Source organism: Oceanobacillus zhaokaii, assembly GCF_003352005.1.
In the GTDB taxonomy this organism is placed as follows: domain Bacteria; phylum Bacillota; class Bacilli; order Bacillales; family Amphibacillaceae; genus Oceanobacillus; species Oceanobacillus zhaokaii.
In genome coordinates this window covers 3,714,077-3,725,794 of sequence record NZ_CP024848.1, presented here as the reverse complement: position 1 = coordinate 3,725,794, position 11,718 = coordinate 3,714,077, and the positions used below count along the sequence as shown (strand labels likewise).

The window sequence follows — 11,718 nt, the reverse complement described above, 5'->3', positions numbered from 1 at the left end:
GATAATGATATTACGAAATACTAGTCATAACAAGTAATTTTTTCCAAAATCGTTCAGACGTACTATGAAGTTCGTTATTTCATCCTATTAATATTCTGAATATAGTAGGAACTAATTTCTAGTTAAAAGAATAATAGGTATAAAGCAAGAGGTCTCATATTTCCTTGTATAGTACTTGTTCAAAAGTAGGATAAAAAGGGGCGAGAAGAGCGAGGCAGTGTAGCTTCCGCGTAGCGGGCTTGCATGCGTGGGTATAACTTCTATGTTGTCCACAGGAAGTACACGGTTTCTTGTATAAGTTTCTGTTTAAACGTAAGCAAATAATCCTGCATGCAGGAGAAGCTAGCAAAACCAGAAACAACGATGTGTTGTTTTTAAAAATTTTTCGGACACCCTCTTATATTTCAGTTGGTAATAATAAAGAAGCAGCCTTTAACGCTGCAAGGTCTTTTTTCATTTCGCCAGGTCTACTTGCTTTGCCAATGACATATCCTGAAAAAGCCATACCGTAAAATTGGCAAATATAGTTAAATTGTTGTATAAGTGGCAGGCCTTTTACACGCGGATTATCGCCACCTACTACAATTAAGTATGCTTGTTTCTTTTTTAATTCCTCCCTAAAATGGGAAAAATGTGCTGTTTTCATAATTTGTGACCAGCGATCAATAAATATCTTCATGGGACCTGACATACTGTACCAATAAATTGGTGTAGAAAACACGATAATATCATGTTCCAGCATTTTTGTTATCAGCTTTTCGTGATCATCCTTTGCAACAGGAAATCCATCAGCTGCATGGCGCTTATCGATAATTGGCTGAACATAATGATTTCGTAAATAAATATGGGTCCCTTTTTCCTTTGGTACAGCGTGATACGTTAAATATTCGGTGTTGCTATTTTCTCTTGTTGAACCATGGATAACTGCAATTTTCATTATTTGACCTCCTTGGTGATTTACAAACCTATTTATCGTAAGACTTATTTCTAATAAATGTTGCTTTTTCAAGTGATGGATGATAATTAGAAGTTAATATAAACTTCGAACTAACTTAGGATATCAAATATTCTTGGGCCTATCGCACCGAAAATACACTACGCGCACCTTAGGGGGGCTGGTGAGCCTTCTTGTGCTGTCGCACTTCGAAGTCTCACCGAAGCCCTTCCTCCCGCAGGACAAGGAAGGCTTCGGCAGCATTACATCGCACGAAGAAAATCGCACTTTATTTTCGAGGAGTCTTCGTGTATTTTCTCCGCTGGGATTGTGTGAGTAAAAATGGCTTTCTATCCTCATCTAAGTTATTAACAAGCACGATAGAGCCGCATTTTCCTCCCTCATTGATGGGATTACAGCGGAGGACAGGGAGCACCTACGGGAATAGCAACGGATGAAGTAGACCGCTTGCCCTATGGTGTGCGACTATCCGCATCGGAAATCCACATCGCAAGTAGTTCGCAGTTAGAGAACAAAACATTTGAAATGAGCCTATTGTAGTTAGTTTAGATAAAATAAGTAAGGTTTTCTATTTGATTGATTCTTAGGGATGATTCCCTTTATTATGAATATATATGAAATGAAACCAAATAACATGTAAATAATTACAATAGGGGTGTAATGATGAAATTTGCGATGAATTATTCGGTGGAAGCAAAGCAATTAGTCGATCAGGGGATAATCGATATTGATATGTTTAAGTGCCCTGATTTTGATCAGCAACTTATTCGTGATGCACAGGAAGCAAGACATGCATATGTTCATTTTGCATTATATGCGGGACAAAAAAATTCCAATGAGGTTGATTGGGCAATCATCGATGATTTACTCAAGAAGACAGAAACACCTTTTGTAAATTTACATATGGTCGCATACAGTGAGGATTATCCAGAAATAGATATCGCAAGCAATGATCCGGAGCATCTGGAACAAGTGTTAGAAGCGGTAATACATGATATCGAGCAGGTAACGGAACGGTATGGTGCAAATAACGTTATTTTAGAAAATGTAATCTATCGTCCAGACGGAAATACGCAACAAGCGATTACAAAGCCAGAAATAATCACGAGGATTATCCGTGAAACCAATTGTGGATTATTGCTCGATTTAGCACATGCACAAATGACGAGCGGGTTTTTAGATATGGATGTTCATGATTATATAAACCAATTTCCCCTAGACGCATTGCGCGAATTGCATGTGACAGGAATTCAGCGTGTGGATAATAAGCTTTATGAACATATGCCGCTATCGGATGCTAATTGGCAGCTAGTAGAATGGGCGTTAGATAACATAAAACAAGGAACGTGGCCGGAACCTTGGGTTGTTTCCTATGAATATGGCGGCGTTGGACCAAAACTGGAATGGCGCTCCGAATCAAAGGTGATGGCTGAGCAAGTACCGAGATTATTTGAATTAGTGAAGAATACTCAGCCTCCGGGGAATTCATTGTAAAATAGTAAAGTGTTCTTTTAATGCCTTTTTGGCTTAACCATTATTACCTATTGATTGAAAAAGCAAAAAAAGACTTTGAGAAAGATTTCCTTTCTTAAAGTCTTATTTTGTAGATAAGAAAGTATAAAAACTTTATGAAAAATAAGTGCAGCTAAAACTGTCGCGAAAAACTAGGCGTTAGCCTTGTTTACTAAGATTCAAAACCCATCAATTATGCCGGAATGCGTTTCTTCTGCTGCATTAGGAATAAAAACACACCGACTAAAACAATAACTCCACCAATGATTTGTAGAATGCTCAGTCGTTCTCCCAATATTATAACAGCTAGAGTTGTCGCGCCAACTGGCTCACCTAAAATACTCATCGAAATGAATGTAGCATTTACATAGTTTAACAGCCAGTTATTAATGACATGAGAAATCGTCGGAACTATTGCAAGTAAGAGAAAGATACCCCACTCTTTCGTTTCATAATGAAATAAAGGAACATTTGCGATGAGGTTAAACAAAGTTAATACAATAGCTGCAAAGAGAAAGACACAGAAACTATAAATCCAGTGAGAAACTTTCTTTACTGCATTTTGTCCAATTAATAAATAGCAAACAACAGCAATTACACAAAGGAAAGAGAGAATATCTCCAATAATTGCCTGACGACTGAGTCCGAAGTCTCCCCAGCCAACCATTACAGCTCCAATTACAGCAATTCCCATCGTTAACATTGCTGCACCTGTTGCTCGTTCTTTGTATAAGAAAAAACCGCCAATCAATGAAATGATAGGTTGTAATGCTAGTATAATTGTTGAACTTGCCACGGTTGTTAATTGTAATGAGCCAAACCAAAGGGCGAAATGAAGGGCTAAAAAGAGGCCGGAGAAGAATAATAAGTACCAGCCTTTTTTAGTTATCTTTCGAAATTCGCTCCGATTACTCCAGACCATTGGCAATAAAAATAGCGAGGCAAACCACATACGATACATACTGGAAATGGTTGGTGGTGCATCTGACCATTTTACGAAGATGGCTGAAAATGAAATGGCGATAATCGAGATAATTAATGGCAAGGCAAAATTTCTCGAATTGTTACTATGGTTCAATATAATACGCTCTCCTTGTTGCTGAATTCATTTATAACTATCCAATTATAGCTTATGTAATGTCACTTAACAATTGGTTTTTTTATTGGATGTTGCTAGTTATGTATAAACTACCAACGAACTTAGGATGATATTTGCTTCCTTGGCTGTCGCTCCAGAAATACACTACGCTTTCCGCGGGGAGCTGGTGAGCCTTCTTGTGCTTTCGCACTTCGAAGTCTCACCTAGGCTCTTCTTCCCGCAGGAGTCTCCGTGTATTTCTTCCGCTGGGGTTGTGATGCATTGATAAATATCCGCATCTATTTTAAAAAGAAAGTAATTTTTCACAATTATAGTCGATGATGGTATCGTAGCTAATAAACTGCAAAGGTGCTCGGAATAAATTTAGAATGAAAAACCGCATTTTTGATAATATAAAGTTTTGTAGTATGGAAAACTGATAAGGACCGGGCTGGATTTGCCCGGTCCTCCTATATCTAAGCTCGTATCCATTTCCAAATTTCAGCAGGGGAGGCATTTTTACCGTACATTAATATACCAACCTTGAATATTTTCCCAGCTAATTTCATACATAGCCAGATGCTGATGAGAAGGATTGCGAGACCGATTATTATTTCGACCCATGGCCATTCTTCCAGTAATGAAAGTCGTAAAATCATGACTCCTGAGGAACTGAACGGGATATATGTGCCAATCTGTGCAATTAAACCGCTCGGATTGCCAATTACGGGGCCGATAAAGGCGAATGGCAGGAATGGCAGCATCATTACAAAACCTTGGAAATTACCAGCGGTTGTCATATCGGACATTGTCGCACCGATTCCAACAAAGATAGCTGCAAATAACAAGTAGCCAAGAAGGGCAATGATCGACAAGATCAATGTTTCTGGAACAAACAGGTACTCCATAACTGGCATATCATATTTCCAAATTACTAGTGGAACAAGGAATACCAATAGGACAGCAACTTGAATAAGTCCTAATAAGAAATAACCTATTATTTTCCCTTGCATTAATTCAGATGGCGTAATCGATGATAAAATAATTTCTGCAATTTTATCTTTCTTTTCCTGTGAGGCACTTTGGAAAATCGCCATCCCCGAAAAGACAATTGAGATAAAAATGATTCCTGCAAAGGCACCAGGGATCATGCGCTCTAGAAAATCATCTGATGATGCAGTTTCTAGTCCACCTTCTTCAGACTCAGCCTCTGAATCCTCTGTGGATATTGTATTAAAAACAATACCATTTGAAACCATCGCTAACTGCTCAGCGGATAAACCAAGCTGTTCTAACTGTAAGGCTTGAAGCGGAGCTGTCAATGATCGAACTTCATTAATAAAAGATGTATCTATCTCTTCACTTGTATAAACGGGAACAACACCGTCAGCAAGCACTTGTTCATTTAAAAAGAGATAAGCTGTATTTTCACTTTCCTTCAATTCTTCTTGTGCTTCTGTTTCATTTATTTCGGTCAGATGCAGTTGCCAATTTAATTCAGCTTGATCGACAATACCTTCCATTTCTGTAAACAGATTTAATTCGTCATTAACATAGACTTGTGTTGCATCTGAATTGTCATCATCACTATTAAAAAGTCCGGGTAGGGTGAAGCCGATTACCATTAAGATGGGCGTTAAAAATAATCCAATGAGATATGATTTATTCTTCATGTTGCGTTTTATTTCCCATTTTGCAACCTTGTTTGAATTACGCATTACTTGCACCTGCTTCCTGCAGTAAGTTTTTCCCTGTAGCGATATCGATAAAGATTTCATGGAGGGAAACGCGATTAATTTTCAATTCATTTATTACAAGATGTTCAGGTAATAATCTGAGCCATTTTGATGGGTTTACATCTCTTGATAAATAGAGAGTAGCACTATTATCATGCTGTTCCACACGCTCTACATCGACAATTGCTTCAAGATCATGCAGTTGGTTTTTACCATTAATTGTACATTTGAAATTAGCATATTCCGTTTTAACTTCATCAAGTGTGCCATAAATTACTTTATGTCCTTTTTGAATCATAAAGAGTCGATCGCACATTTCTTCTACTAGATTCATTTGGTGAGAGGATAGTAGAATCGCAGTGCCTTGATCTGCTAAACTACGAATCTCTTCTTTAAATAGCTCTTGGCTAACTGGATCTAGTCCGGAAAATGGTTCATCTAAAATCAGCAATTCCGGTTCATGCAGGATGGAGCCGATAAACTGTACTTTCTGACCCATTCCTTTTGAAAGTTCTTCGATCGATACTTTTTCCTTTCCTTCCAAATCGAATTTTTTCAAATACATAAGGATCCGCTCTTTTGCCTTATCTAAAGGATAGTCTTTCAAATCAGCGAGATACAATAAAATATCCATTACCTTCACATTTTTGTAAAGTCCTCGTTCCTCTGGCAGGTAACCAATTTTATGTCGTGGAATTTCCTTGCCCCCGTATTTATGAAATGTAATTGATCCTGCATCTGGATACATAATCCCCATAATATTCCGGATTGTAGTTGATTTTCCGGCGCCGTTTGGCCCAAGAATTGCCATGATTTCTCCTTTACGAACGTCAAAGGAGATGTTATGGAGAACTTTCTTGTCTTTAAATGATTTCTCTAAACCGTCAATTGATAGCATAACTTCCAATGTATTTCCTCCTTGTCTGTGGTTTAAACCGCAATATTATTACTATGTTGTTAAAAGCAGCGTAATAATTTCTTCCAGTTCAAGTGATTTTCTGTCAATCCAACCAATGTTATTTTTTTGTAAAAATACCTCTGTTTTCTCTGGCTTATTGGAGATAATCTGCAGGTTGGCACGGGAAACTTCTCCGGGAATGGCAGTATTTGGCAACAAACCATTCAGCCAGTAACGCTTGTAGTTCTCTGTCAATGCTTCTTTCTCAAAATTTCCAATCGCTTTCCCATTACGTAGTACGAATAAGTAATCGGAAAGTTTCTTAATATCCTCTACTTGATGACTAGTAATGATAATGGAACGGTCACCTTTGTCCATCCAATCAACTAATATATCCATGAAAAACTTTTTAGAAGGGATATCCATGAATGCTGTTGGTTCATCGAGTACTAATAATGGTGTATTACGCGCAACCGTTAAGGCTAGATTTAATTTTTGCCGAACACCTTGTGATAGTTTGCCAAATCGCTTATTTAATGGGACGTCAAACAGATTTATCATTTCAATAAATAGGGAATCATCCCAGTTTGGGTAGAGACTTTCTATCAATGCTTTTAATGTGTTGCCTGTATAAGCGTCCATGCCAATAATGGTTTGCGGCAGATATGCTACATTTCTTTTCCAGCTTTCATTCCCATTACTAACAGACGTATTAAATAGTTTAATATCGCCAGAATCACGGGAAGCAAGATTCATCATTAGCTTCAGAAGCGTGCTCTTTCCTGTTCCATTATTGCCAACTAGTGCTGTAATCGTTTCTGGCTCGATTGTTAAATCAATTGGACCCAGCTGAAAATCATCTATATTTTTCTGCAGTTGGGATATTTCCGCATAGGCTTTCATATTTTAATCTCCTTTCCTGCATGCTGCTAATACTTCTTGGAAGATTTCCTCAATCTCTTCAATGGTATAGTCGTAATTTATTGCAGTTTCAACTGCTTTCTCAAAGGTTTCATAGACGGATGTCGTTTTCACTTTATTTTTTAACTTTTTCTCAATTTCTGCTACAAAAGTTCCTTTACCTTGCAATGTTTGAATAAATCCTTGGTATTCCAAATTTTGATATGCACGGCGAATCGTAATGACACTCACCTCCAAATCCTTTGCCAATACTCGGATGGATGGGAGCGGTGTCCCAGCCTGCAGGTGATTACCTGCAATTAGAGCTTTTAGCTGGTTTTCTATTTGATGATAAATCGGCTCACGAGAATCTTTTGACAGACGTATCGGCAGCTCCATCATAAATCCTCCTTTCTGCTGGCACATCCATTATAGATAATCTAATTTCTTCATTTGTTTCTTCATATAATGGAGCCAATATTTGATGCTCAATACTGTTGCAATGATTGAAATGATAATCGAAAGAACCGGCCAATCTTGTGCAATGAAAATCGTCCATTTAACGAGTCCATCATCTAGTAAACGGTAGAAAATGAAAATGAACAAGGCAATACTTGCTATTATCGTAATAATTGCGATACTTATTGATTTTAGATTAATTAAGTCGCCAACATCACTTGCAGCCATCGAAAATCCAATGGAAATACCAAGTGCCAGCCAAATAATGGAGAAAATAATGTAATTAGTCGGGGGCATTAATTCTCGATAATCTGGTGAAATCGTATATAAAGCAACTAACAGGATAATCTGTGGTGGCAGGGAATAGAATGAATAAATGATCAGCCTGCTCCAAATAATGACGTTCTCTTTAATTGGCAGTGTTTTTAGCCACACAACGGATGGGACGGCCCAAAGCTCTCCACTTACCTTTTGCAGTTGGAACTCTTTTGGCTTCAAATAATACGGCGCAAAGCAGAAGATAACAATCAGGAATATATCGTTGATCGTCCAGCCTATCATTTTTGCTTTGCCGTCAAATACTAAGACAAAGAGGGAAATCAATAAATATAAAAACATCGAACCGATATAATTCATTTTAGATGTTCGCAGTTCATTCATAGCCAATTGATAAGCCTGTTTCCAGTCCTTCATAATTAATAGCCTCCTTTAAGCGTTATGCTGTGTATGTTTATATAAACAGTATATAACCAGTTATGAAAAAAGTAAATACTAATTTTCAGAAAAAATACTTTTATGATGTTTGGCTACAGAATTTCTTGTACCCAAGCTAATAAGGCCGTTTGTATTTCCAATATATTAATGAAAAACCTTGAGTTTTATGTGCGTCATTGAGCATGTAATAATCAATAAAATGATCATGGGACTGTACGGGCAATTACACGTTCACATTTCCGACAAAACTTTGTTAACGAATTGTGAACTAGTGAGCAATCATATTTTCAAATTTGGAAATCATGGTATTCTATAAATGTAGTAAGAAACACCTTTACAATATATTGTGAAATAGTGAACAACAAAAATAAAACTAAATTTAAAGGAGATGGCTAGAATGATTATGGAATTTATTCGCAATAATAAATTTGTCGCTGGAGTATTAGCTATTTTAAGAATTTACATCGGGTACACATGGTTAATGGGTGGTTTAGGAAAAGTAACTAGTGGGGGATTTGATGCAAGTGGATTTATTCAAGGAGCAATTGCTAACTCTACTGGTGAAGGCGCAACTGTTCAAGCTTGGTGGGGAACATTTTTAGAAACAGTCGCATTACCAAACGTTGGATTATTCAGCTTCCTAGTTATGTGGGGTGAGATATTAGTTGGCGCAGCACTTATCTTAGGTGTTTTCACAAACTTTGCAGCATTAATGGGTATTACAATGAACTTCGCTTTCTTATTCAGTGGAACAGTAAGCACAAACGCACAAATGGTACTAATCACAGTATTTCTAATCATTGCAGGTTATAATGCAGGACGTTACGGTCTAGACAGATGGGTTCTTCCTATCTTAAAGAACCACACACCTATCGCAAAAGAAAAAGAAAAAGTGAAAAAAGAAGTTGTAGTCGCATAAATAGTTTAAGTAAAGCTGACTTTTAGAGAAATCTAGAAGTCAGCTTTTTTAATGTGCAGAAAATAAATAGATGCTAAAATTCGACATTAATTTTTCTACCTGAAGTGATATATGTTTAAACATCCTCTTAATCGTAAAGGATAGTTACTATTCAATATGAAGGGTGATGAATAAAATGAATCGTTGGTTAATAATTCCTGTCATGTTTATTACTGTATTTGTGCTCAGTATATTTAGTATGAACGAAGATAAGGAGCAAGAAAACGGAAATGGTGTTCAAAGTAGAAATGCTTCTGAAAATATAGAGGATGCAATAGATGCGAATTCAACAGCGGCAGAAGTCCCTGTATCTTTAAAAAATACAGATGGGGAAATTGTAGCAACAGCAACATTAACGGAAAGTAATGATGGAGTTAAGATTACGCTTGAAGGTAAGAACCTTCCACCAGGTGTTCATGGTTTTCACATACATGAAGTGGGATTATGTGAGACGCCAGATTTTAAATCAGCTGGGGCTCATTATAACCCAACAGGAGCACATCACGGATTCAAAGATCCGCTTGGGCCACATGCAGGTGATTTAAAAAATATTGAGGTAATGGAAGATGGAACAGTTAAAATAGAAGTTCTAGCAGATATGGTTACATTAAATCCACAAGGTAAAAACACATTATTGACTGAACAGGGAACGGCATTGATGATACATGAGAAGGCTGATGACTATATCTCCCAGCCTGCTGGAGATGCAGGAGAGAGAATCGCTTGTGGGGTTATCGGTGAAAAATTATAGAATTAGGAATATAAAAATAGAATGTATGTTCTATTTTTAGTATAGATATGCTATAATCAAAATAGATAACGTTCTTTTAGGGACGGGTCGGCTAACCCTTTTTAAAGTTTGGGGGTGATGCCTGTGGGAATGTATGAAGTAATGATGGTACTTGGAAGTTTCGGTACATTGTTAATTGCGTTACTCGCTTTGATTATTTCGATGATCAAAAAATAGACCCTCCCTATTAGCCTTCCAAAGTCTTTAGGGAGCGTCTATTCACATTAGAGTAGCCGATCCCTCTCTAGGGGAACCGCTTATTCTAAGGGACTAGTTGTAGCTAGTCCTTTTTATTATATTACTCTTCTAGTTCCAGTATACCATGTTCTCGTGAACTTGTAACATCTATAGGTAAATTGCTTTATAAAAACATGATAATTGAATATCCATGCTCTTTGATGAATGAAATCGATTATAAATTACCAAATTACACAGTGCGCTTTAATTTCCTAATGAATTTCTTTCCTGTATAATACGAATTTAATAGTGAAGGAAAGGAAGGAAAATATGGATTCTCTATCAAGAGCGCAAACTGAAGTACAACAAGAGAAAATTTGGTCACGAGATTTTGTGATTATTTGTTTAGCAAATTTCTTCGTATTTTTAGGCTTTCAAATGACCTTACCGACCATCCCATTATTTGTGAAGGAACTGGGTGGAAGCGATCAATTAATTGGCTTTGTAGTCGGAATCTTTACCTTTTCGGCATTGTTATTTAGACCATATGCTGGTCATGCGCTTGAATCGAAAGGTAGAGGATTCGTATATTTACTAGGATTATCAATATTCGTCCTTTCTGTCGGTGGTTTTGCTTTTGTTGCTAGTATCGTATTTTTATTTATTTTAAGAATTATCCAAGGTATTGGCTGGGGATTTTCTACAACAGCGGGAGGAACGATTGCAACGGATATTATTCCAGCGAGCCGTCGTGGAGAAGGTTTAGGGTATTTTGGATTATCTGGAAATATTGCACTTGCACTTGGACCTTCACTCGGGCTAACGTTAGCAGGAATAATATCATTTAAGCAACTCTTCTTAATCTGTGCTGCACTTGGACTTATTTCATTTGTTTTAGCTTCAAAAATTAAATATAAAAAAGTGAATGAATCAGAAGCAAAAGTGACGCATGTGAAGTTCGACATCTTTGAAAAAACGGCACTTCAGCCATCAATGCTTGTATTTTTTATTACGGTTACTTTTGGCGGAATTGCAACATTTCTTCCGCTTTATGCAATTGAAAAAGGTGTTACAGGTATCCATTATTACTTTCTTATCTATGCATTATTTTTAATGCTATCAAGAACCTTTGCAGGGAAGATTTATGATAAAAAAGGGCATCTGTACGTGTTTCCGCCTGGTGCTGCATTGATCTTTATTGCAATGTTACTATTAGCTTGGCTACCAAATACACCTATCCTGCTTCTAGCAGCAACATTATACGGGCTTGGCTTCGGAATCGTTCAGCCTGCTTTGCAGGCATGGTCTGTAGAAAAAGCGCCGAGTAATCGAAAAGGCATGGCAAATGCTACGTTCTTCTCCTTTTTCGATTTAGGAATCGGAATTGGTGCAATGCTCTTTGGTCAGCTCGCGGTATTTGGCTATCATTCTATTTATATAACTTCTGCCGGTTCTATCTTTCTATGTTTATTATTATATGGAGGACTGGTCTGGAGAGCTAAGAGACAAATACAATAATAAGAGAATCCAAGCAAACAGCC

Annotated in this window: 12 protein-coding genes; 5 read left to right on the top strand and 7 right to left on the bottom strand. The window is 37.3% G+C overall.

Annotated elements, in window-relative coordinates; all coding sequences use genetic code 11:
- Positions 1–397 precede the first annotated feature (397 nt).
- Positions 398–937 (bottom strand): flavodoxin family protein, encoded by a 540-nt coding sequence (locus CUC15_RS18170; protein WP_114918029.1) that lies wholly within the window; start codon positions 935–937, stop codon positions 398–400.
- A 681-nt stretch (positions 938–1,618) separates the two neighbouring features.
- Between CUC15_RS18170 and CUC15_RS18165 the strand changes: the two genes are divergently transcribed.
- Positions 1,619–2,449 carry a multinuclear nonheme iron-dependent oxidase gene (locus CUC15_RS18165; protein ID WP_162800359.1) on the top strand — a complete coding sequence of 277 codons (831 nt, stop codon included), beginning with the start codon at positions 1,619–1,621 and terminating at the stop codon, positions 2,447–2,449.
- A 211-nt stretch (positions 2,450–2,660) separates the two neighbouring features.
- Here the strand turns inward: CUC15_RS18165 and CUC15_RS18160 are convergent, their stop codons facing one another.
- From CUC15_RS18160 to CUC15_RS18135, 6 genes are all read right to left on the bottom strand, one after another.
- Positions 2,661–3,551 (bottom strand): DMT family transporter, encoded by an 891-nt coding sequence (locus CUC15_RS18160; RefSeq protein WP_114918027.1) that lies wholly within the window; start codon positions 3,549–3,551, stop codon positions 2,661–2,663.
- Positions 3,552–4,021: 470 nt separating this feature from the next.
- The gene (locus CUC15_RS18155) at positions 4,022–5,263 is read right to left on the bottom strand and encodes an ABC transporter permease (RefSeq protein ID WP_114918026.1); all 1,242 of its coding nucleotides are present in this window, start codon (positions 5,261–5,263) and stop codon (positions 4,022–4,024) included.
- On the bottom strand, positions 5,256–6,179 hold the full coding sequence (locus CUC15_RS18150; protein WP_423241387.1) for an ABC transporter ATP-binding protein: 924 nt from the start codon (positions 6,177–6,179) through the stop codon (positions 5,256–5,258). The genes CUC15_RS18155 and CUC15_RS18150 overlap by 8 nt, the downstream gene beginning before the upstream one ends.
- A gap of 51 nt (positions 6,180–6,230) precedes the next feature.
- Positions 6,231–7,082, bottom strand: a complete 852-nt coding sequence (locus CUC15_RS18145; RefSeq protein ID WP_114918024.1) for an ATP-binding cassette domain-containing protein — start codon at positions 7,080–7,082, stop codon at positions 6,231–6,233.
- Positions 7,083–7,085: 3 nt separating this feature from the next.
- Positions 7,086–7,478, bottom strand: coding sequence for a GntR family transcriptional regulator (locus CUC15_RS18140; RefSeq protein WP_114918023.1), 393 nt, complete (start codon positions 7,476–7,478; stop codon positions 7,086–7,088).
- Positions 7,479–7,508: 30 nt separating this feature from the next.
- The gene (locus CUC15_RS18135; protein WP_114918022.1) at positions 7,509–8,231 is read right to left on the bottom strand and encodes a hypothetical protein; all 723 of its coding nucleotides are present in this window, start codon (positions 8,229–8,231) and stop codon (positions 7,509–7,511) included.
- A gap of 418 nt (positions 8,232–8,649) precedes the next feature.
- Here CUC15_RS18135 and CUC15_RS18130 point away from each other — a divergent pair, with 418 nt between their 5' ends.
- From CUC15_RS18130 to CUC15_RS18120, 4 genes are all read left to right on the top strand, one after another.
- Positions 8,650–9,171 (top strand): DoxX family protein, encoded by a 522-nt coding sequence (locus CUC15_RS18130; RefSeq protein WP_114918021.1) that lies wholly within the window; start codon positions 8,650–8,652, stop codon positions 9,169–9,171.
- A 175-nt stretch (positions 9,172–9,346) separates the two neighbouring features.
- Positions 9,347–9,961, top strand: a complete 615-nt coding sequence (locus CUC15_RS18125; protein WP_114918020.1) for a superoxide dismutase family protein — start codon at positions 9,347–9,349, stop codon at positions 9,959–9,961.
- A 117-nt stretch (positions 9,962–10,078) separates the two neighbouring features.
- Positions 10,079–10,177: a putative holin-like toxin gene (locus tag CUC15_RS20555; protein ID WP_242985900.1), complete on the top strand. Its 99-nt coding sequence runs from the start codon at positions 10,079–10,081 to the stop codon at positions 10,175–10,177.
- A 330-nt stretch (positions 10,178–10,507) separates the two neighbouring features.
- Complete coding sequence (locus CUC15_RS18120; protein WP_114918019.1) at positions 10,508–11,695, top strand: MFS transporter; 1,188 nt, start codon at positions 10,508–10,510, stop codon at positions 11,693–11,695.
- Positions 11,696–11,718 lie beyond the last annotated feature (23 nt).